The organism is Paenibacillus sp. S-38, assembly GCF_049942825.1.
Lineage (GTDB): Bacteria > Bacillota > Bacilli > Paenibacillales > NBRC-103111 > Paenibacillus_G.
Map to the genome: position 1 here is coordinate 2499078 of NZ_CP187970.1, position 21980 is coordinate 2521057.

Annotated in this window: 20 protein-coding genes and 1 pseudogene; 16 read left to right on the forward strand and 5 right to left on the reverse strand. The window is 59.5% G+C overall.

Annotated elements, in window-relative coordinates:
- Nucleotides 1–16 precede the first annotated feature (16 nt).
- Nucleotides 17–1129: a GerAB/ArcD/ProY family transporter gene (locus ACP26L_RS11560; protein ID WP_426452666.1), complete on the reverse strand. Its 1113-nt coding sequence runs from the start codon at nucleotides 1127–1129 to the stop codon at nucleotides 17–19.
- A 184-nt stretch (nucleotides 1130–1313) separates the two neighbouring features.
- Between ACP26L_RS11560 and ACP26L_RS11565 the strand changes: the two genes are divergently transcribed.
- The 4 genes from ACP26L_RS11565 to ACP26L_RS11580 all read left to right on the forward strand — a co-directional run bounded on the left by ACP26L_RS11565 (nucleotide 1314) and on the right by ACP26L_RS11580 (nucleotide 3304).
- On the forward strand, nucleotides 1314–1814 hold the full coding sequence (locus tag ACP26L_RS11565) for a DinB family protein (RefSeq protein WP_426452667.1): 501 nt from the start codon (nucleotides 1314–1316) through the stop codon (nucleotides 1812–1814).
- 134 nt (nucleotides 1815–1948) lie between these two features.
- Nucleotides 1949–2143 carry a hypothetical protein gene (locus ACP26L_RS11570; protein WP_426452668.1) on the forward strand — a complete coding sequence of 65 codons (195 nt, stop codon included), beginning with the start codon at nucleotides 1949–1951 and terminating at the stop codon, nucleotides 2141–2143.
- Nucleotides 2144–2241: 98 nt separating this feature from the next.
- Entirely contained in the window at nucleotides 2242–2985 is a 744-nt protein-coding gene (locus tag ACP26L_RS11575) for a hypothetical protein (RefSeq protein WP_426452669.1), read from the forward strand.
- Nucleotides 2986–3079: 94 nt separating this feature from the next.
- Nucleotides 3080–3304 (forward strand): hypothetical protein, encoded by a 225-nt coding sequence (locus tag ACP26L_RS11580; protein WP_426452670.1) that lies wholly within the window; start codon nucleotides 3080–3082, stop codon nucleotides 3302–3304.
- 270 nt (nucleotides 3305–3574) lie between these two features.
- Here ACP26L_RS11580 and ACP26L_RS11585 read toward each other — a convergent pair whose 3' ends face one another.
- On the reverse strand, nucleotides 3575–5452 hold the full coding sequence (locus ACP26L_RS11585; protein ID WP_426452671.1) for a DUF2264 domain-containing protein: 1878 nt from the start codon (nucleotides 5450–5452) through the stop codon (nucleotides 3575–3577).
- Between the two features lie 233 nt (nucleotides 5453–5685).
- On the opposite strand from ACP26L_RS11585, the gene ACP26L_RS11590 reads away from it, so the two are divergent.
- The 4 genes from ACP26L_RS11590 to ACP26L_RS11605 all read left to right on the forward strand — a co-directional run bounded on the left by ACP26L_RS11590 (nucleotide 5686) and on the right by ACP26L_RS11605 (nucleotide 11824).
- Nucleotides 5686–7548, forward strand: a complete 1863-nt coding sequence (locus tag ACP26L_RS11590) for a cache domain-containing sensor histidine kinase (protein ID WP_426452672.1) — start codon at nucleotides 5686–5688, stop codon at nucleotides 7546–7548.
- Entirely contained in the window at nucleotides 7523–9142 is a 1620-nt protein-coding gene (locus tag ACP26L_RS11595; protein ID WP_426452673.1) for a response regulator transcription factor, read from the forward strand. The genes ACP26L_RS11590 and ACP26L_RS11595 overlap by 26 nt, the downstream gene beginning before the upstream one ends.
- 123 nt (nucleotides 9143–9265) lie before the next feature.
- Nucleotides 9266–10642 (forward strand): ABC transporter substrate-binding protein, encoded by a 1377-nt coding sequence (locus tag ACP26L_RS11600; protein ID WP_426452674.1) that lies wholly within the window; start codon nucleotides 9266–9268, stop codon nucleotides 10640–10642.
- 45 nt (nucleotides 10643–10687) lie between these two features.
- A complete protein-coding gene (locus ACP26L_RS11605) occupies nucleotides 10688–11824 on the forward strand; it encodes a glycoside hydrolase family 88 protein (RefSeq protein ID WP_426452675.1) in 1137 nt (378 codons plus the stop codon).
- Nucleotides 11825–12034: 210 nt separating this feature from the next.
- On the opposite strand, the gene ACP26L_RS11610 is transcribed toward ACP26L_RS11605, so the two are convergent.
- Nucleotides 12035–12937 carry a LysR family transcriptional regulator gene (locus tag ACP26L_RS11610; protein WP_426452676.1) on the reverse strand — a complete coding sequence of 301 codons (903 nt, stop codon included), beginning with the start codon at nucleotides 12935–12937 and terminating at the stop codon, nucleotides 12035–12037.
- Between the two features lie 184 nt (nucleotides 12938–13121).
- Here ACP26L_RS11610 and aroA point away from each other — a divergent pair, with 184 nt between their 5' ends.
- The 7 genes from aroA to ACP26L_RS11645 all read left to right on the forward strand — a co-directional run bounded on the left by aroA (nucleotide 13122) and on the right by ACP26L_RS11645 (nucleotide 20264).
- Nucleotides 13122–14468, forward strand: coding sequence for a 3-phosphoshikimate 1-carboxyvinyltransferase (gene aroA / locus ACP26L_RS11615; RefSeq protein WP_426452677.1), 1347 nt, complete (start codon nucleotides 13122–13124; stop codon nucleotides 14466–14468).
- Between the two features lie 18 nt (nucleotides 14469–14486).
- Nucleotides 14487–15545, forward strand: coding sequence for a chorismate synthase (gene aroC / locus ACP26L_RS11620; RefSeq protein WP_426452678.1), 1059 nt, complete (start codon nucleotides 14487–14489; stop codon nucleotides 15543–15545).
- Between the two features lie 194 nt (nucleotides 15546–15739).
- The gene (locus ACP26L_RS11625; protein ID WP_426452679.1) at nucleotides 15740–16687 is read left to right on the forward strand and encodes a carbohydrate ABC transporter permease; all 948 of its coding nucleotides are present in this window, start codon (nucleotides 15740–15742) and stop codon (nucleotides 16685–16687) included.
- A gap of 12 nt (nucleotides 16688–16699) precedes the next feature.
- On the forward strand, nucleotides 16700–17533 hold the full coding sequence (locus ACP26L_RS11630; RefSeq protein WP_426452680.1) for a carbohydrate ABC transporter permease: 834 nt from the start codon (nucleotides 16700–16702) through the stop codon (nucleotides 17531–17533).
- 394 nt (nucleotides 17534–17927) lie between these two features.
- Nucleotides 17928–19310, forward strand: a complete 1383-nt coding sequence (locus tag ACP26L_RS11635; protein WP_426452681.1) for an ABC transporter substrate-binding protein — start codon at nucleotides 17928–17930, stop codon at nucleotides 19308–19310.
- A gap of 327 nt (nucleotides 19311–19637) precedes the next feature.
- Nucleotides 19638–19964, forward strand: a complete 327-nt coding sequence (gene trxA, locus ACP26L_RS11640; protein WP_426452682.1) for a thioredoxin — start codon at nucleotides 19638–19640, stop codon at nucleotides 19962–19964.
- Between the two features lie 84 nt (nucleotides 19965–20048).
- Nucleotides 20049–20264, forward strand: coding sequence for a heavy-metal-associated domain-containing protein (locus ACP26L_RS11645; protein ID WP_426452683.1), 216 nt, complete (start codon nucleotides 20049–20051; stop codon nucleotides 20262–20264).
- A 364-nt stretch (nucleotides 20265–20628) separates the two neighbouring features.
- On the opposite strand, the gene ACP26L_RS11650 is transcribed toward ACP26L_RS11645, so the two are convergent.
- Together ACP26L_RS11650 and ACP26L_RS11655 are read right to left on the reverse strand one after the other, a co-directional pair.
- A complete protein-coding gene (locus ACP26L_RS11650; RefSeq protein ID WP_426452684.1) occupies nucleotides 20629–21084 on the reverse strand; it encodes a CobW family GTP-binding protein in 456 nt (151 codons plus the stop codon).
- Nucleotides 21085–21089: 5 nt separating this feature from the next.
- Nucleotides 21090–21245, reverse strand: a pseudogene (locus ACP26L_RS11655) (GTP-binding protein); the annotation flags it as partial.
- Nucleotides 21246–21500: 255 nt separating this feature from the next.
- On the opposite strand from ACP26L_RS11655, the gene ACP26L_RS11660 reads away from it, so the two are divergent.
- Entirely contained in the window at nucleotides 21501–21884 is a 384-nt protein-coding gene (locus ACP26L_RS11660) for a DoxX family protein (protein WP_426452685.1), read from the forward strand.
- Nucleotides 21885–21980: the final 96 nt, after the last annotated feature.

The window sequence follows — 21980 nt, forward strand, 5'->3', positions numbered from 1 at the left end:
GGATCACCGCCTTTCCTTAGGTTCTCGAATGGTGCTTGCCCCCGAAGCGTTTGCGGATCAGGTGGAGGAGGACCAGCAGTGCGGGAAGGTATAACGAATAGCCGGGGAAGATTAGGGTCAGATGCGTCGTTCCCTCTTCCTTATGTTCCAGGAAGTTTGGGGCTATGAGAATGGACATGAACAGCACCGTGATTCCTGCAGCATAGGCGAGCCTGCGCTCATCCTCAATCCGGAACAGATAGGCCGCCGTAACCATAGCGCTGTAGATGTACATGGACATTTTGAAAAAAACGCCGATGATCAGCGTTAGCAGTACGAGCGCATCGAGCCGCTGCAGAAAGTCCGCGATCTCGACCAGTCCGATCGTGGTGAATAACGGGAAGGTCGAGCGGGAATACAGGTCCGAGCCGAGCACGGACATTTCGACGGCATGGGTGATGCTCAGCCCGACGGCACTGAGGACCAGGGCCAGGATTCCCGTCTTTCTCGCCATCCGGACATGGTTCAGCCGGGGCAGCACCGTACCGAATGCGGCGACCTCGGCGAAGGGAAACATGAGGATATACGGATAGGCGGCACCCAGGACCGTCCGCCAGCCCTCGCCGGTGATCGGCTGAAGATTCGCAGGGTCGATCTGCCCAGAGAACAGGATGACGAGATTGCCGAGCCCTCCTGCGCAGATCATGATGATCAGGTAGATCTGGGCCAAGCGGAAAAAGACCTCGACCCCCTTCTGCAGGACATAGACCGCGGCGATGATCATGGCGAGGTGCATCACCACGGTCGGCGTCTGGTCATACGAGGACGCGATCAAGAGGTCCCCGGCTTCCCTGAGATTCCGGGAGGCGATATACAGGAAGTGCAGCATGTACAGCAGAGAAAGCGGCCAGGCGAGATAGCGCCCTAGCAGGACGGCCATGTATTCGCTCGGAATCATATTCGGGTATTGGCGCAGCAGGTAATCGAACATGAGGTAGATGAGCAGCCCCCCGGGCAGTGCGACCCAGATGGACAGCCAAACTCCCTGGTTGGTCTGCCCTCCGATCGGGATGACCAGAGCGGTGCCGAACTCGAAGAGAATGATCATGGCCAGCAGCTGGTTCGGAGAAATCACCGACTTATTGAGCATGTCCTGCGTCCCTTTCCTGTAGCACGTTCCGGTGAAGAAGTTCCTTACTATCCTTCCACATCCGCCCAAGAAATATTTGTCCGCCGAACCATCGCTGACATAAGGCTGTCAGGGTTGCCGTTGTAAGATGGGGACATATACGGGTTTGGGACCCGCAACCATCTATTAGGAGGTTATCCACTTTATGTTTAAGACTGTGTCTGAATTCGCCGCTTCATGGCAGAATGAATCCGCTTCCACCCAGCGTATCCTGGATGCGCTTACCGACAGCTCCCTTCAGCAGAGGATTGCGCCGGACTACCGCTCCCTGGGCCAGATCGGATGGCACATCGCCACCACGATCCATGAGATGCTCTCGCGTACGGGACTCGAATTCCCGGCGCCGGAAGGGGAGGAGCAGGCTCCGGCCTCCGCAGCCTTCATTGCCGATACGTACCGCAAGGCATCCGCTTCCATGCTGGCAGCCGTACAAGCCCAGTGGACCGATGCGGATCTCTCCACGCTCGTGGATATGTACGGGGAGCAGTGGCCCAACGGGCTGACCCTGCGGATCGTGATCCAGCATGAGGTACACCATAGGGGCCAGATGACGGTGCTGATGCGGCAGTCGGGTCTGCGGGTGCCGGATATCTACGGCCCGACCCGGGAAACTTGGATCGAGCAGGGCATGGTTCCATTGGTCTGATGCGTTGGCGGGCAGGGATGCCGAGAATCCCTGCCTGTTTTGCGTAGGGCACAAGAAGGTCCCGGACAGCAGAAGATTCCTAAATCGGTGGGGCGCAGCAGCGCGCGAAGGAAAGCATGATATTTGCCACGGGTATGATCCTGCATCAGGAGAGTGACCCCAAGAGTGACCGGCGGATTCAAACCTTCACCGACTTGACGAAGGAAACCAAGGCCCGGCTGGCATCATCCGCTGCGCAGGCAGAAGGTCCCGGAGATCGGACCGCAGTCGATTCCCGGGTGGCTCGTTTCGTGGAAGCATCAGGACCGGAGGCATACCGGCAGGCATGACCGAGTGCATGACCCCGGGGATGACGGGGGTCACTGGTCACTTGCGCGCGCAAACCGTACGATTACTCCATGAACGTATTCTTGAAGGAGTGATTGGGATGATCAAACGGATCGTGGCCCTCGCCGCCCTGAGTGCAGTACTGCTGGCCGGCAGCGTATCGGCGGCGCCATCGGTAGAGAAGCCGGGCACAGCACCGGAGGAAGCACCCGCGAAGCCCGTGAACCAGGCGGGCTTCATCGACGATGATGCCGACGACGATGCCCCGGGGGCGCAGGGCAGGCACAAGGCAAAGGCGGAGAAGCCGAAGCCGCCGAAGATCGAAACGAACGCGCCGGCGGTGGATCTGACGGCCCCCGGCGTCCAGTGGCTGGAGCGGCTGAAGCCGGTGCAGCCGGGGGATACGGCATCGCTCGGTGACGGCTACTGCGCCTGCACGATGGTCACGGTGAAGCTGAAGCGCATCAGTGTGCTCGGCAATAACGAGTCGGGGACCGACGAATGGCGCTTCCGGGTGAAGCTAGGCTCCCAGACCTTCTACTATCCTTCTTCCACAGGGCAGTACAACATCTCGAGCAGCGCCTCCTATCCACACGACATCTATCCCGACTATGTGCTGCATGATTCCAAGTACTACCTGACGGATGGCCAGACCGTCGGCATGCTCTTCGATGTGGAAGCCCGGGAGCTCGATACGTTCTCCGACGATGTATCGAGGGCGAGCGGGGCGCTCGGCATCACGATTCCGACGAGCGGCACGTGGTACTCCATCACGGCGCAGAACGATACGCCGGTGCTCTTCCAGTTCGAGATCTCGACCCGGCCGGCGTCCAAGTACGACTGAGGCTGCTCAGGGGCCGGACACGGTCAGAGATGCATAAGCCCGTTTGGAAAACCCCATATTAAAACGGGTTCCAAACAGGGGGGAGGTGCAGACTATGGCAAACCAAAAAACCAATCAGGCGGACAACGCGGTGCAGCATGCCCATAATGCCGTATCCCAAGCGGTAGAGCATCCGACAGATCAGCTGATCGAGCAGGCGGACAACTCGATCCGCCATGCAAGAGCGGCGGTGACGCAGGCTTATGAAACGGGCGACACGCTCAGCGCAAGCAGAGCGGCAGGCGCCCTTGAGGAAGAGTGCGAGCGCCTCGGAGACTAAGCCGGAGCATGAGCCCACCCTATGTCGATCCCATGAGAAAAATCAGGCTGCCCGCCGGGCAGCCTGATTTTTATTGACGATCCCTCCGCATGCGACGGAGCCTTTGGCGAAGTGCACGGGCTCAAAGGGCCTTTGCGGGAATGCTCCAGCGCCGGGGATGCCCTTCTGTCATCGGACACTACCGCCGCAGGCGAGCTTATCAATCAGCATCCAGGCCGGATGCCGCCCGCTTGCTGCCTCTCCGCCCAGTGGTCTACATGCCGGCTGATCTCACAGCTCCAGCCGCCTGCGCAGCAGCGGCTCGCCGGAGCCGTCCGCGCCAGCATGAATCACCAGCTCGCCGCCGGCCATACTCACCACCGGCGCCGACTCCCAGCCCCCCGCGCCGCCGCTGACGCCGCCTTCACCGTAGACGGCCGACGCGAGCCAGGTCACGCCGGGCTCTATCCGGGTCCGGATCGTCGGGATCACCGTGCGGGGGTGCAGCAGGTTCGTGTTCGCGTTCGGCTGGATGAGCTCGGCGTTGCCGCTGCCGTACATCCGCAGGATGCCGCTGGCGGTGCCGGCGAACGCCGCATACGCGGCATCCTCCCGCACCGCCGTATCCACCGGTCCGGCCGGGGCTCCGCTTCGCTCGATCCCGAGCGCGAACCCGCCTTCGGCCGCATCCAGCGTGCGGGCGGTGCGGATGCCGTGAACCCGGATATGCCAAGGGGTCCCGGGCACGAGCCAGGTATGCACCTCGACATCCGCCCATGGCTTCCACAGCGCGTAGATCAGACCGTCGCCCGCGATCCGCGTCTCCTCGCACCGGCGCTTCACGCGGTACAGGTTATCGCCCTCGCTCAGCGCCAGCATGGAATCGAACGCTCCCTGGGCAAGTCCCCACTCGGCCCGCGGCACGCTGAAGCCGAAGAGGGTGGAGTACACGAACTTCTCGTACTTGGCGGACGTATGCGTGTGCTCGTTCGACGACCCGTGCCCCGAATTGAAGGCAAGCACGTGGGGCACCGTCCCGCTGTCCGCGCGGCGGAAGACCAGATGGGGCGCCTGCTGTACGGCGAGGCTCTCGTCCGGCTCCGGCAGCGGCAGCTCCTCGGCGGTCCAGAACGGATGCTCCGCCGGCAGCGCCAGCGGCAGGAACGTCTTCAGCGCCCAATACGGCGAGCCGGGGGCATTGTAATTCTCGGCCATGACGAGGTTCGGGTATGCATAACCGATCGTCAGCGTTCCGTCCGGGGCGAAGATCGGCTGGGCGAACCACCAGCGCAGATTCCGCAGGATGATGCCCTTGGTGACGCCGACAGGGAACGGCTCCACCCCGGCGAACACCAGCGCGCTCCAGAACGCGGACTGGGAGAACCGGTAGGCAAGGCTTCGGCCGTACGGCAGCGCCGAACCGTCCTCAGCGAACCAGTGGATGAACCGGCGGGCGAACAGGGCGGCACGCTCTTTGTACAGGCGGGAGCGCTCCGGGTCCTCCGATTCCATCAGCTTGGCATAGACGAGCCCGTAGTAATGGATGGCGAACGGGACGTAATAATCGCTGTGGCCGCCTACGCCGTCGGCATACCAGCCGTCCCCGAGATAGAAGCGCTCGATCTCGTCCAGCGTCTGTCCGGTCAATGCGGCGTCATACGGAAGGCCCGCCTTGCGGAAGCCGATCTGGACCAGGACGCGGAAGAACAGCCAGTTGCAGTCCCACAGCTTCCGTCCGTTGATCTGCCGGAGCCAGGCGGCCAGCCGCTCCAGCTCCTCTCCGGTCAGCTTCTCCCGCAGCAGCTCCGGGACCAGCGCCAGGGCGAGGCCGAAGGCGGCCATCTCCACGGATTTCTGGTCATAGTCGAGGACGGTCCCCCAGTACTCTTCGTGCTCCGGATTCGTGCCGCTGCAGATGCCTTCCAGCACGGTCTCCAGCAGCTCGCTGGTTTCCCCGCCCGCCAGCAGCGGCACCAGCCCCCAGAGTACACGGGAGAAGCCTTCGTAGCCGGCGACTTCCCTGGAATAGCTTGCAGATGTACCGCCCAGCTCGAGCCGGGCCGAGCCCGGACTGTAATAAGGCTGTAAGGGGCTGCTGAGCTGCCTGAAGGCCAGGACCAGGTCTTCTCTTGTCACCAGCGGATTGCCCGCGATTGGCAGTGGTTTCATGATCGTTATTCCCTTCCTTCCCGTCGTTCGTCTTCCTGAAAACTGCCTCGATTATAGCGCATTTTGTTCCCGGTGCATCGGACTTTCCCCAAGTAGTCAAAATAAGAAGAAGAGATGTCAAAATAACGTTATCGTCCCCCCGGCCTTTGACCTATAATGAACCTATGTCACCGCACCGGGGGGAGCATGCAGCTCCTCCGGATGCGTCACCGAAGAGAAGGAAGGCGAGAGAAGTGGCTCCGTTTGGGCGAAGGCACCGGCTGTTCTCGATTACATCATTTCGCACCAAGCTGACGCTCGTGTCGGTCTTGTGCATTCTGCTCCCGGCTCTGGTTACGCTCGTCGTCTATAACCTCCTCACCCGGGACGCGGTGAAGGAGCAGGCGGTGGCGGGTGCCAAGCAGACGCTGGAGCTGATCGACGGCCATGTATCCAATTCGCTGGAATACATGACGTACCTCATGAATTTCATCCAGGAAGACACCGATCTCAAAATGGCCCTGAAACAGCTCAACGAGACCGTTTACAGGGATGACCGGTTAACGAACGAACAGTACACCACCGGGAGCGTGGTGCGCTACAAGATCGAGAGCCTGACGGCGGCCGGAGACAGCGTTTACCTGACGATCGTGCTGCCGAACGGGATGTATTTTATGAACTATCCCGCTTACGAGTATGCTCCCGGCCGGTTCCTGAAGGAGCCCTGGCTCCAGCAGGCGAATGCGGTGTACGGCCCTTTCCATTCCTATTGGGCGGGTGCGCTGCCCACCCAGTTCCTCTCGGAGCGGGAGAGAAGCCCGTATCAACTGACCGTGGTCCGGGCGCTGAGGAACCAGAGCTTCGATAATTCCACGATCTATGCTTATGTGGTCGTCACGATGATGGAGAGCCGGATTCACAAGAATTTCGAGCGCCTCGCCGCCGGACAGGAGGTCATGCTTCTCGACCAGGACGACCGGGTACTGTCGCATACGGACCCGGGACACATCGGCGCGGATTTTCCCTATTTGAAGCAGGCGGAGGGGAAGCGGGATCCGGATATCGTACGGCGGGACGGGACTGACTACCTGATCTCGGAGCATCCGATCTCCTTCGGCGTCAACGGCTGGAAGCTGGTTTCCCTGACGCCGTACCGCACGGCCGTGACCAAGATCAATGCGATTTTTCAGAACGTGTTCCTGTTCCAGCTGATCTCCTTCGTGCTCTTCTTCCTGCTCCTGATGGTGGCGCTGCGGGCGTTCACCAAGCCGCTGGTGAAGCTGGACAAGGTGGCCGTGGAAGTGCAGAAGGGGGATCTCTCGGTCCGCTCGTCGATCCGTGGCATGGATGAGATCGGCCGCCTCGGCAAATCGTTCGACGGCATGCTCGAGCGCATCTCCCATATGATCGAGGAGATTACGGAGACTCAGGCGCGCAAGCGGAAGGCGGAGCTGAGCATGCTGCAGGCGCAGATCAATCCGCACTTCCTGTTCAACGTGCTGAATTCGATCCGGATGAAGGTGCTCGGGCGCGGAGACCGGGAGAGTGCGGAGATGATCGCTTCGCTCTCCAAGCTGCTGCGGATGACGATCCAGGACAAGGGAAGCATCCCGCTCCACGACGAGGTGGAGACGGTGATCGATTACATGAAGCTGATGAATATGCGCCAAAAGGAAACCGTGGTCCTCGAGGTGGACATCGCGCCGGACGTCTATCTGGAGCGGGTGCCGCGCTTCTTCCTGCAGCCGCTGATCGAGAACGCCCTGATCCACGGCCTGAATCAGCAGGCCGGTACGGTCCGCGTACAGGCGCAGCTGGAGGAGGCGGGCTTCATCCGCATCGGTGTCCGGGATAACGGCCAGGGGATGGATGCCGAGACCCTCGAGAAGCTGCGCCGGCGGCTGGCTGTCCAGCAGGCGGAGGAGACGCCCGAGCCGGACAAGAAAGGCTTCTCCTCCATCGGCCTGGTCAATGTGAGCGAACGGATGCGGATGACCTTCGGGGAACGCTTCCGGATGGAGATCGACAGCCGGGAGGGAGAGGGCACGGTCATCACGATGTATATTCCGAAGCAGGAGGAGGCGGAGCCGTATGTACAAGGTCATGCTGGTGGATGATGATTACCCGGTGCTGGAATTTCTGGCGAACACCATCCAGTGGGAGAGGCTCGGGCTGACGCTGACCGGCACCTATGAGAACGGGGCGGTGGCGCTGGAGGCGGCGCAGAAGCAGCTTCCCGATATTGTCGTGACGGACATCGGCATGCCGCGCATGAACGGCCTGGAGCTGATCCGGGCCCTGAAGGAGCTTGAGCCGCGGACGCGCTTCGCGATTCTCTCCTGTCACAGTGAATTTCACTATGCCCAGCAGGCGATGAAGCTGAACGTGCAGGATTACCTGCTTAAGGATACGCTCGATCCGGAGGACATGGAGAGGCTGCTTGCCCAGTTCAAGGCCTCGCTAGACGAAGAGCGGCAGGGGGCCGAACGGCAGAAGCAGCTGAGGCAGATCCTTGACCGCAACCGGGAGCGCCATAAGGAGAGCTTCATCCGTGCGACGATTCACGAGCCGATCCTCGACGGGGGGGCCTGGCGCCAGGAGGCGGAGACCTTCGGGATCTCCCTGCAGGATCGGGTATGTCTGCCGGTGGCATGCTATATCGATGATCAGCGCCTGGCGCGGCAGCGGTTCGTTACCGATGACGTGCTGCGTTTTGCGGTCAATAACATTCTTGAAGAAATTCTGCGGGAGAAGGCGAAGGAGGCGGTGAACTTCACCTATGACGTGCTCCGCTCCTTCATCCTGATACCTTCGCAGGGCGGCATCAAAACGAATCCGTACGACGAGGCGGTCAAGCTGCTGACGAAGGTGCAGTCCACGGTCTACGCGGCGTTGAAGCTCAAATTGTCCTTCATCATCGGCCGCACCTGCGGGGATCCGGCGGGGCTGAAGAAGGAGATGATGGGACTGCTCGGCTCATCCGGCCAGCGCTTCTATATGCGGCAGCAGTCGATCGAGAAGAAGGAGAAGCTGACCTTCTCGGAAGCGGATCTGTTCTCCTACTATGACGAGGCGGCGAGCGGCTTCCGCGGGATTCTGATGGAAGGCAGCGCGGCGACGGTGGAGCCGGTTCTCGCCCATTGGACGGGGTTCGTGCGGTCGGAGCGGTTCCGTCCGGAGACGGTCAAGGATTGGGTGCTAAAGCTGGTGCTGGATCTGAAGCTGAAGCTGCAGTCGATGCAGCTGTTCCGCAATCATTATTCGGTGGAGATTCTGCACCGGGAGCTTCTCGAGATGGATACGCTTGACGAGATCGAAGCCTGGGTGAACGGATTCTTCGAATCCTCGCTCGTCGCGGCTCAGGACGCCAAGGTGCTCAGCAAGCGGACGGAGGTGCTTGATGCCTGCCAGTATGTTTCGCAGCATCTGAACCGCAAAATCTCGCTCGACGAGGTGGCCGAGCACCTGTACATGAATCCGAGCTACTTCAGCCGGCTGTTCAAGAAAGAGACGGGGGAGACCTTCATCGAGTACGTGAACCGGGCCAAGGTGAATCGGGCGAAGGAGCTGCTTGACGGAACGAACCTGTCCGTGGCGAAGATCTGCGAGGCGCTCGGCTATGACAACCACAGTTATTTTATCAAAATGTTCAAGACGGCAGCGGGGGTCACGCCGCAGGAATACCGGGGAACCTCCACGGTCAAAGCCTAGCGGCGGATCGTCAAAATAACGGCGGGAGAAGTCAATATAGCGTTATTGCGCCGCAGTGCCGGCTTGCTATACTGAGCGGGTGTGCCGGGGGAGGGGCTCCGGCTGTACGCCGAAGGGGCAGATATGACAATTACAGCATGGATGAGACAGAGCCGGCGGATGGTCTGGGCCGCAGCGCTCAGCCTGCTCGCCGGATGTACGCCCGGGAGCGGAGCGGACACGGAGAGCGCTGGAGGGGCGCAGCGGGAACCAGTGACGATTGCCTTCTATACCGCCGGAAGCGAAGAGCAGCAGGCCTGGGGGAGGGTGATTTCCTCCTTCGAGGCGAAGCACCCGGATATCCGTGTCCGGTCCGTGAACCTCAGCGAGAACGGGGACACGCAGGAGTATGCGAAGCGGCTGGATCTCGCGGCGGCTTCCGGCGAAGCGATGGATGTGCTCATGTTCAGCGAGCCCGCCATGTATGCGCAGCGGGTCGCCTTGGGCATGGCCGCCCCGCTGGATGAGTATATCCGGGCGGAGGGCTACCGGATCGGCGAGGAATACAAGGTGGATACGGCGCTGGGCGGGAAGGTGTACGCGCTGCCGGGCAAGTTCAACCCATGGTATGTCCTGCTGAACAAGGATCACCTGGACGAAGCGGGCCTGGAAGTGCCGGCCGATTGGACGTGGGACGACTTCATGGCTTACGCGAAGAAGCTGACCCGGGGGGAAGGCGCGGAGCGGCGGTACGGCACTTACATGCATGGGCCGCGGGGGGACGGCTGGGCGGAATACACCCGGCTGGCCCTGGCGAACCAGCCGGAGCATTCCGATTATCTGCGGGCGGACGGCACATCCAATCTGGACAGCCCCCTGTTCCGCCGGTCCATCGAAATGCGGTACCGTATGGAGAAGGTGGACGGATCGTCGACGCCCTATATCGATGCCATTGCCAGAAAGCTGCATTACCGGCCCCAGTTCTTTGGCGGGTCGGCGAGCATGATCGTGATCGGAAGCTGGATGAACTCGGAGATCGGCGGCACGGAAGCGTTCCCGCTGAACTTTCGCGTGGCGGCCGCGCCTTACCCGAAGAATAAGGACTCGGATCCCGGCGGATACACGATCGTGACGACGGACTTCATGGCCGTGGCCGCGAATTCGAAGCACAAGGAAGAGGCGTACCGGTTCATCCGTTATTATACGACCGAAGGGATACTCGAGCAGGGGAAGTTTATTCCCTCGTGGACCGGGGTGGACAGCGGGGTTCTGGAGAAGACGATCGATTCCATTGCGGCGGGGAGCAGGGCTCCGGAGCTTGTTGACACGGCTTCCGTGAAGGCCGTGCTCGCAGGGGCCAAAGCGCCGAATCACGTGACGCCGTCCTCCTTCCAGGCCGACGTGTACCGGGTGATCAATGAGGAATTCGAGAAGCTTATGCTGGACAAACAGACCGTCGATGAGATGATCTCTAACGCCCGGATCCGGACGCGGAAGATGATCGAATCCAATAGGAAGTAGAGAGCTGCAAGTGCGGCTAAGAGAAATACCAAGGGAGATGAGGACATGAACGGGACGAAAAGAGAGCCGGATTGGGTACAGGAGGCGTGGAGCCGGACGGCAGCCAAAGTCACAAGAATCAGCGGCCGCATTGGGGACCGGTTCCCCCATGCCTCTGTGCAGGGGGAGTACAAGCTGGAGCCGGCCTCCTGGTGGACTGCCGGATTCTGGCCGGGCCTGCTGTGGCTTGTTTACCGCGATACACAGAATGCGGAGCTGCGGGAGCTGGCGGAGTCCTGCGAGCGGCAGCTGGACCAGGTCATCATGGATTATTATAAGCTCGATCATGATATCGGCTTCATGTGGACGCTGACCAGTGTGGCCCGCTACAAGCTGCTCGGAGCCGAAGATTCGAAGCGGCGCGCGCTTCTCGCCGCCAATTTGCTCGCAGCGCGGTTCAACGTGCAGGGCGGCTACATCCGCGCGTGGAACCCTTGGCGGGAAGGCGAGCAGAATGCCGGCTGGGCGATCATCGACTGCATGATGAATCTGCCGCTGCTCCACTGGGCTTCGTCCGTCACGGGGGACCCGCGCTACAAGCATATCGCGGTCCGCCATGCGGACATGGCCGTGGAGCACTTCATCCGGCCGGACGGGTCGGCGAATCATATCGTCATCTTCGACCCGGAGACCGGGGAGAAGCTCGAGGTAAACGGCGGGCAGGGCTACGCTCCGGAATCGGCATGGTCCCGGGGAACCGCCTGGGCCATCTACGGGATGAGCCTCAGCTACCGGCATACGCAGAATGAGGCTTACCTGCATGCGGCCAAGCGCGCGGCGCACTTCTTCCTGGCGAACCTGCCGGAGGACAGCGTGCCCCATTGGGATTTCCGCCTGCCGGAAGGCGTTCCCGCTTACCGCGATTCCTCGGCCGGCGCCTGCGCGGCCTGCGGCCTGCTGCTGCTTGCCGAGCAGGTGGACGGCCGGGAGTCGGAGCTGTACCGCTCGGCCGGAGAGCGTATCCTGCATTCGCTGTATGCGAATTACGGCGCGTGGGATAACGAAGCGGAAGAGGGTCTGATCCTGCACGGCACCTCCCATTTCCCGGAAGGGAAGAATATCGATGTGCCGCTGATCTACGGCGATTATTATTTTGCCGAAGGTCTGGCACGGCTGGCGGGATACCGGGAGCTGTTCTGGTAGTTCTCTTCATATAAGTGGGGGACTCATGCTCAGCCGGTTTAAACTGATTTGCCGCAGTGAGAAGAGTGAGAATCGCCGTTTACCCAATAAGTGTGCCGGCCAAGTCCCGTGGACTTGGCCGGCATGCTGGACCGTCCGGAACCCGGACGGTTTTTTTACATTATAGAATTAAAGAAATTATTCTGCTGGCGGATGCCACAAGCGTTGTTCTTACGTTGGCCGGGGTTGGCCATGCCCGTCCTGCAGCATGCGGACAAACCCCTCCGCCGCTGCCGACAGCTTCCTGTCCCGCCTCACGGCAAAGCCTATGCTTCGTGCGGGGAGCGGGTCCTCCAGCCGCAATTCCCGGAGCTTGCCGTCCCGAAGCTCCTCCTGCACGAAAGATCGGCTGATGAATGCCGCACCGTAGCCAAGCTTGGCGAATTCCGCCAGCAGGTCGATGCTTCCGAGTTCGATATCCGGTTTCACCGTCAGCCCTCTGGCAGCGAACCACTGCTCCACGAATACTCTCGTGCTGCTCCCCGGAGACAACAGGATCAGCGGCAGCTCCGCCAGCTCCTTGGCCGTGAGGGGACGCTCCGCATGCGCTTGATAGGCTTCTCCGACGACGAAGCAATCTTCAAGCACGGCCAGCGTCCGGATATTCAGCTGGGGGTCGTCCATCGGCATGTGCACCAGAGCGCAATCGATCTCGCCTTCCTTGAGGCGCCGGGTGATGTCAGGCGTCCTGCCGTGCGACAGTCGGATCCGGATACCCGGATAGTCCTTGTGGAACGCGTTCAGCTGCGGCAGCAGCAGATGCTTGATCAGCGAATCGCTGGCCCCGATCCGGATCTCCCCCTCGCTGAGCTGCTTCAGGTTCTGGAGATGCTTCTGTGCGGAGTCCAGTACAGCGAACGACTGCTCCACGTAGCCCAGCAGCGCTCGGCCCTCTTCCGTCAGCTCCACGCCTTTGGGGAGCCGGTGGAACAAGGTCAGGCCTAACGCCTCTTCGAGCTGCTTCAGGGCATAGCTTACGGAAGGCTGCGTAATGTGCAGCTCCTGCGCCGCTTTCGTCAGATTGAGTTGACGCGCCGTATGCAGAAAGATGCGGTACCACTCCAGGTTCATCATGGGATTCGGATCCTCTCTATAAGATATTGAACCTTTTATTTAACATGGACCTTCTTGCTTGAGACAGATCCTCTTATTTGGCATAGATCGTCTCTATGACATGGTGCCGAAAATCCGATTTCACCTATTTCAACGATCTCATTATAATCGAGACAGGAAAAGAAAACAAAAGAGGTGGACGCCAATGATTCCTCATCTCCCGGACCTGGAAGCCCGTTCTCCCTGGTCGGCGAATAACGATAAACCCGAAGTGAAGATCGTTCCTCCAAGCTCGGCTGTCGACGGAAAGATCCGGGTGCCCGGAAGCAAGAGCCTGACGAACCGGGCGCTGGTCATCGCCGCCCTCGCGAAAGGAAGATCGGCCCTCCACGGGATTCTGCAAAGCGATGATTCTTACTGGTGCATTGATGCGCTTACGAAGCTGGGTGTGCCCGTGGCTGTCGAGGGGGAGACCGTATATATCGACGGCTGCGGAGGCAAATGGCCGAATCCGTCCGGCGAATTGTACGTGGGGGCAGCGGGAACGGTGGCGCGCTTCCTGCCTGGAGCCCTGGCGGCCGGCAGTGGAGCCTGGAGCCTGAGAGGAAGCCGGCGGATGAGCGAGAGACCGCTCGCTCCGCTGCTTGGGGCGCTGACGCACCTTGGCGCCGAGTTCGAGTATGGAGGGAAAGAGCGATGTCTGCCGTTCCTGCTCCGTGCGAACGGCCTGCGGGGCGGAGAGGTGACGCTGCCGGGCACAACATCCAGCCAATTCATCAGCGGGCTGCTCATCGCCGCCCCGTATGCCCGGGAGCCCATTACACTGCATATCGAGGGTGAAGTTGTACAGAGAGACTATGTCCGGATGACGCTCGATACGATGGCCTCGTTCGGCATTACGGCCGAAGGCTCCGCGGACGGCCAAACGATCACCGTTCCGACCGGCCGATACCAAGCGCGTTCGTTCCCGCTCGAACCGGACGTCTCCACGTGCGGTTACTTCTGGGCCCTGGCCGCGCTGACTGCAGGCCGTGTCCGAATCGATGGGCTCGACGCTGCGAGCACGACCCAGCCGGATATCGAAATCCTGGACGTGCTGGAGCGTATGGGGTGTACGGTGCTGCGGGGAGAGAACTTCGTTGAAGTGCAGGGTACCGGGCAGCTCAAGGGCGGGTTCATGGTCAGTATGAAGAAGTCGTCGGATCAGACGCTGACGATCGCAGCCCTCGCCCCATTTGCCGACGGACCGATTACGCTGACGGATGCAGCCCATATCCGGCATCATGAATGCGACCGCATCTCCGCGATCTGCGCGGAGCTCAGCAAGCTGGGCATCCGTGTGGAAGAGCATCACGACGGCTTGACCGTCTATCCAGGCACGCCGGTGCCGGCTTTGCTCGATTCGCATGACGACCACCGGATGGCGATGGCCCTTTCCCTGATCGGTCTGAGGGTTCACGGCATCCGCATAACGGATCCGGGCTGCGTCTCCAAGACGTGTCCGGGTTATTTTGACCAGCTGTCGGGGCTGGGGGTAGGGATTGAATACTGACGGGGAGGCTCATCACCTATGGCAGGCAATACGTTCGGCGAACGATTCAGAATAACGACCTTCGGGGAGTCCCACGGCGCGGCTGTCGGTGTGATCGTGGACGGCGTGACGCCCGGGGTAGAGATCGACGAAGCCTATATTCAGGTACAGATGGACCGGAGAAAGCCCGGCCAATCGTCCGTGACTACGCCCCGTAAGGAATATGATATCGTCCGGATCTTATCGGGCGTATTCGAGGGCAAAACCACCGGTACACCGCTCATGGTCATCTTGAATAACCACGATATGAGGCCGGAGGCTTACAGCGATATTCAGCAGGCGTTCCGCCCGGGTCATGCCGATTATACTTACCTGAAGAAGTACGGTCTCCGGGACCACCGGGGCAGCGGGCGGGCGTCAGGAAGAGAAACTGCAGCCCGTGTAGCCGGAGGGGCGGTAGCCCGGAAGCTGCTGGAGAGAAGGGGCGTGCAGGTGCTGGCGTATACCCGGGAGATCGGGGGGATTGCTTGCCGAACGTTTCAGGAGGAAGTCATCGAACACAACGCGGTCCGCGCCTGCGATCCTGGAGCGGCAGCCGAGATGATTCAGAGGATTGAGGAATTGGCTTCGCGCGGCGACAGCTGCGGGGGCATCGTCGAATGCCGGATCCGCGGAGTGATGCCCGGACTCGGGGAGCCGGTGTTCGATAAGCTGGATGCGGAGCTTGCCAAAGCGATGCTGTCCATCGGCGCGGTGAAAGGCATCGAATTCGGAGCCGGCTTCGGGGCGGCCTCCATGCTCGGAAGCGAGCATAACGACGGGATGAACGCCGAAGGCTTTACCAGCAATCATGCGGGCGGCATTCTCGGGGGGATCAGCACCGGGCAGGACATCGTCTTCCGGATCAGCGTCAAACCGACATCGTCCATCTCGGTTCCCCAGCGAACGCTCAATGTGCATGGCAGCGAACAGGAGATCCGGACTGAGGGCCGGCATGATCCATGCATCTGCCCGCGAATCGTGCCCGTTGTTGAGGCGATGGCCTGCCTGGTATTGGAAGACCATTACAAGCGGCAGGCCGCGATGCTGGATGCATAAGGAAGGATGTACTAAGCTTCTCTCCGGATGGGAGTCCGGGAGGAGCTTTTTTTGTCTGCCTGCAGGAACTCACCGCCGTCTCAACAAGTCAAAATAGCCGCGGAACATATCAAAATAACGTTATGGTTGCCCCTCTCCGAATCCCTATAATGAACTATACCAAGACGACATACGAAGCGAGAGGTGGACCGACCGTGAATACGACTAGCTCCAATATAACCCTGACGGAGAACAAACAAACCCGGCAGATCAAAAGCAAGAGCGCCCTGCGGCGCAGGGAAAGCCTGGCGGGGCTCCTGTTCGTCTCCCCGATGCTGATCGGCGTGACCGTGCTGACGCTGCTGCCGATTATCGCGACCTTCTTCCTCAGCTTTGCCGACTGGAATTTCGTGGCCGGTATGAAGGGACTGAAGTGGACCGGACTTGCGAACTTCGAGAAGCTCTTCGCCGACGAAAGCTTCCGGATCTCCCTTAAGAACAATTTCATTTTCATCTTCACCGTGCCGATTTACATGATCGTTTCGCTGGCCTTGGCGATCATGATCAACAAGCATGTGTACTTCAAGAGCTTTTTCAAGGTAGCGTACTTCATGCCATACATCTCGAGCGTGGTGGCGATCGCGATCGTGTGGCAGGTGCTCTTCCACCCGTCCGCCGGACCGGTGAACCAATTCCTGATGTCGATCGGCATCGACAATCCGCCGAAATGGATTGCGGACCCGGCATATGCCCTGCCGTCGGTCATGATGATCTCGGTCTGGATCTCGATCGGGTACAACATGATCGTCTACATGGCTGCCCTGCAGTCGATCCCGAAGGATCTCTATGAAGCGGCGGATATCGACGGAGCGAACGGCTGGACGCAGTTCCTGAAGATTACGGTGCCGATGCTCTCCCCGACTTCGTTCTTCCTGCTTGTTACCGGGATCATCTCGTCCTTCAAGGTGTTCGACCTGATCGCCGTGCTGACCAAGGGCGGTCCGATGCAGTCTACGAGCATGCTCGTCTGGTATCTCTACGATCAGGCGTTCGTCAACCTACGGGTAGGCTATGCTTCCTCGGTCGCCGTTGTCTTGTTCTTCTGCGTGCTGCTCATCACGGTACTGCAGTGGTTCGGCCAAAAGAAATGGGTTAACTACTAGGAGGCGAAAGTCATGAAAGAAAAGCTCAGCGTATGGAAGCTGACCAATACGGTCGTCATGCTGGCGGTCAGCATTCTGTTTCTCCTGCCGTTCATCTGGATGCTCTCGGCATCCTTCAAGCTGGAGACGGACGTGTTCAAATACCCCATCCAGTGGATTCCGGAACGCTGGAATGCGGTTGCGAATTATAAAGAAATCTGGGCCGGGCAGTATGCATTCTATCTCTACTATTGGAATTCCATCAAGGTGGCCGTCCTGACTACCCTGATCTCTTGCGCGGTGTCGGCGCTTGCGGCCTACGGGTTCTCGAAGATCGATTTTCCGGCGGGCAAGTGGCTGTTCCTTATCGTGCTTGCAACTTACATGGTGCCCTCGCAGGCGATTCTCATTCCGCAGTTCATCCTCTACCGCAATATCGGACTGTTCGACAGCCACTTCGGGCTGATTCTGCTCGGCTGCTTCAGCGTCCTGGGTACGTTCATGCTGCGCCAGTTCTTCATGGGCCTGCATAACGATTACATCGAATCGGCCAAAATCGACGGGGCGGGCCACTGGCGGATCTTCTGGCAGATCGCATTCCCGCTGGTGCGTCCGGCGATCGCCACGTATGCCATCCTGCGCTTCATCTGGACGTGGAACGATTACCAGAACCCGCTGATCTTTATCCGCACGGATAAGCTCTACACGATTCCGCAGGCGGTGGACAAGTTCGCCTCGATGAACGGCGAATTCTACTCCCTGATCATGGCTGCTGCTGTGTCCGCGATCTTCCCGCTGCTGATCACCTTCATCATCGGCCAGAAGAGCGTCATCGAAGGCATTGCGGTGGGCGGCGTGAAGGGCTAAGAGGCCGGCAAAAAAGGGTGACGGTTTGCAGCAATCCGAAGTGAACCGAATGCTGGGATCGAGGCTGGAACCGATCATTGCCGTCTATGGGGTAGGCCGGGCGGAAGACGGGAGAGCGTCAGGATCCCGTCTCCGGTCCTCCGGCAAGAGGGTGTGGTGATGTGTTCTGCCCGAACAGCCTGCCGAAGCGGCTGGCTGCCGCTTCACTGACCGGTATCCTGCGGGGCGGCTGCCTGCTTTACCCTGGCACATCAGGTCAAAATAACGTGAGAAGTGGTCAAGATAGCGTCACCCGGCTCGTGAAAACGGTTGCTATAATGAGTAGGCAAACGAGGATCCGTATTCTTAGATTCAGTTATCCTTAGATTCTTATATACAACGGAGGGGCTCACTTATGAAAGCGAACACATGGACGAAATTGGTTGGTACCGCAGCGGCGATCAGTCTGATAGCAGGCTGCGGCGGCGCGGGAGCCGACACGCCGGCGGCGGAGAGCGGCTCGGGCGGCAGCGGATCGGCAGGCTCGCCGGTCAAGATCAAATTCCACGCCTTCGGCAGCGAGTCCCAGCAGGCCTGGACGAAGGTGATCTCATCCTTTGAAGCGAAGTATCCGAACATCAAGGTGGAGCTCGTCAACCTGAGCGAGAAGGGCGATACGCAGGAATATGCGAAGAAGCTCGACCTCGCGGCGGCGTCCGGCGAGGAAATGGACGTCATGATGTTCAGTGAAGCCGGCATGTATGCCCAGCGCGTCGCCCTTGGCATGGTGGCTCCAATTGACGAATTCATCGCGAAGGAAGGCTTCAAGGTCGGCGAGGAGTACAAGGTCGACACGACATTGAACGGCAAGGTGTATGCGCTGCCGGGCAAGTTCAACCCATGGTACGTCCTGCTTAACAAGGATCACCTGCAGGAAGCGGGACTGGAAGTGCCTAAGGAGTGGACCTGGGATCAGTTCATGGACTATGCGAAGAAGCTGACCAAGGGCGAAGGGGCGAGCAAGCGCTACGGAACCTACTTCCATGGCCCGCAGGGCGGCGGCTGGCTGGAGTTCACGAGACTGGCGATGGCGAATCAGCCGGACAACTCGGACTATCTGAAGGCGGACGGCAAGTCCAATCTCGATAACCCGCTTTTCAAGAAGTCCATTGAGATGCGCTACCAGATGGAGAAGGTCGACAAGTCCTCCGTGCCTTACACGGACATGATCTCCCAGAAGCTTCACTACCGTCCGCAGTTCTTCAACCAGTCGGCGAGTATGATCGTTATCGGCAGCTGGATGAACTCCGAGATCGGCGGGACGGAGCAGTTCCCGCTGAACTTCAATGTCGCTGTGGCGCCTTTCCCGAAGAACAATGCATCGGATCAAGGCGGATACTCGATGGTGACGACCGACTTCATGGCTGTGGCGGAGAAGTCCAAGCATAAGCAGGAAGCGTACCAGTTCATCCGCTACTTCACCACCGACGGCACCATCGCGCAGGGCAAATATGTACCTTCCTGGAACAAGGTCAAGTCGGAAGACCTGAACAAGATCATCGACACGATCGTCGGCGGCACGAAGTCCCCGGACAAGGTCGATAAGGAATCCCTGAAGGCGGTACTCGCCGGCTCCAAGGCATCGAAGCTTGTGCCACCGACTTCCTTCCAGGCCGATGTCTACAAGGCGATCAACGAGGAGTATGAGAAGCTCATCATGGATAAGCAGAACGTGGATGCCATGCTGAAGAACGCCCAGGAGCGGACCCAGAAGCTGATCGATTCGAACAAAAAGTAAGCTGTCCCACAGCGGCAGACAGGAGAGGACCCTCAGGTTCTCTCTTTTTTTGCATATTGGGGGGAAGACGGGAAGAGAGCTTGAGGCCGGCTGAGGCTGAGAGAGGACAGGAGGACTGAGACAGTGGAAGACAGGAAGGTCCCGGGGGTTGGCGGAAACGGCCTGCAGGTATCCTGTCATTACACCAAGACGGTTTTACTTGTTTGCTTTTGTTCCAAGCAAGCTAAGCTTAAAATGAGGTTGACATACAATAGGGGGGTATAGTATAAATAAAGCATAAGAAAATCAAAGTAACGAACACACAGGGCATCTGAAGGAGTGAGGAGAATGGCGGTTAAAGTGCTGACTGACAAGACCTTCGAGGATTACGTAGCGTCAGAGAAGCTGGTGCTCGTCGAATTCTGGGCACGGTGGTGCTCCTACTGCAAGCTGATGGAACCCATTCTTGATGAGCTGTCCGAGGAATACAAGGGCCGTGTGGCTGTTGCGACCGTGAATGTGGAGACGGAGACCGAGACGGCGGAACGGCTGAATATACAGGGACTGCCGACGCTTCTGCTTTACCGGGACGGCCGGCTGCTCGGCCAGGTGAATGGGTTTGTGCCGAAGGAGACGCTGGCGGCCGGGTTTTTGGATAAAGCACTGCAGCTGTAAGCTGTCCGGAAGCAGGGGCTTTTTTATGCTTGGATATACCCTGTAGGGGTAAAAAATAACGATGCTAAAGGAGCGTGTTCCACAATGGAAAACAAACAAGTTAAGATTGCGATCGAAGGTATGGGCTGCAAATCGTGCGTGGCCAAGATCGAGAAGGCGGTATCGGCCGTGCAGGGGGCAGAGGGAACCGTGGACTTCGGAGAGAAGACCGCCCTGATTACGGCCCCGGACCACTCGTCCTCCGCTGAGGCGCTCGACGCCATCCGCAAGCTGGGCTACAACGTCAGCGTCGTGGCCTGAGAGCAGGACGAATCGGAGGGACCGGATGTATCCTATCCCACGGAACATCGGGTTGGGGGATCGGCACCGCACGGGGCGTGAGCACGGCGGGCAATATGCGGGTGAAAGCAGCGGCAGCGCTGCCGTGGATGGTTAGGCGATATAACCATCGTATGATCATGAACCGGCTCCTGAACGATTTCATCTGATCGTTCAGGGGCCGGCTTTGTTGTGCGGAGATTCGGAAGAGGGGAGGCTGCGGGGCTTCCTCGGGGGCAGGGACAGCAGAGCGGTCCGGCCCGGTGTTCTCGACCGACGAATGCCGCCCGCACTTCGATCCACCGGGCTATCCGGCACTTCGCCCGGGCAGCGGACCCTGCCGCGGCTACACGGCCACGCAGCCGGCGAACTGCTCGCGGAACCAGGCCTCATCGAGGTTGCGGCCGATGATGACGAACTCGCTGCGCCGCTCCTCGCCTTCCTTCCAGCTTCGGTCGGAATCGGAGGTGAAGAGCATGTGGATGCCTTGGAACAATACGCGTTCCTCGACATCCTTGATATGGAGCACGCCCTTGTAACGGAACGTGTCTACGCCGTGCTCGGACAGCCATACGCCGAGGAAATCCTCGAGCTTCTTGAGATCGAGGGAGCGATCCTCGCGGAAGACGAGGGAGGTGACAGCGTCGTCATGCTCGTGTGCCTCTTCTTCGAGAAAGCCCGGGTCGAGCTCCAGCTTCTTCTCAAGCTCGAAGGCTTCGATGCCGAGGACCTTGTCCAGCTCGATCTGCGAGCAGTGGGTGCGGTAGATCCTTCCGGCCGGGTTCATGGCACGCAGGCGCATCTCCAGTCCGCTCCGACAATCAGCTGGTTGTCGATCCCGACTTCACCGAATTTGTTGACGATTACGGCGATCTTATGCCCGTGATCCGCCGTCAGGATATGGTTCAGGAGGGTTGTTTTGTCCGCACCGAGGAACCCGGTTAGCACAGTGACGGGAATCAGGGGAGCGGAGTCGGGGGCTTGAAGGTCAGACATAGGGAATGCTTCTTTTTATATAATAGTAATTATTACTTTTAATAGAATGAGTTACACAGAGGAGGTTGTTAACTCAAAAAGTAATATTTACGAAATAACACCGCAATCCGGAAGAAACCGAGCCCTGGGCCCCGTGTTAGAATAAGTGACAGATCTTCCTCATATATAAACGACGTAGCCTAACGGCATACGCGAGACAGATCGATTAAAGGAGGCTGTGTAATGAAAAAAGTTTGGCTTATTCTGGGATGGATCGGGCTCATCCTAGTGGCAATTCTGTTCGTTCAGGCAGGAGTACTGAAACTGATCGGCGAGACGATGAGCGTCGAAGGCTTCAAAGCGATGGGCTTCCCGGATTGGTTCCGTCTGTTGATCGGCCTGCTGGAAGCGGTTGGCGGGGTGGCTCTGCTGTTCCGCAGGACCGCGCGTTACGCAGCGGCACTGCTCGGCGCGATCATGATTGGGGCCATCGTGACGATTCTGACGGTGGGCAACCCGCCGGATGTGGCGTTCCCAGCGGTTACCCTGGTGCTTCTTGTGCTGGTCGGCCTGCTGAGGAAGCCCGCGGACCCAAGGACAGCGGGGGAGCTTGACCTCGGAAGGTAAGACTTCATCGCCGATCCCCTAATAGATGCAATGCCTGGGAACACCCGAACAATAGGATAGAAAGCTGTGCCTGCCGCTGGGGATCCGGCGGTTTTT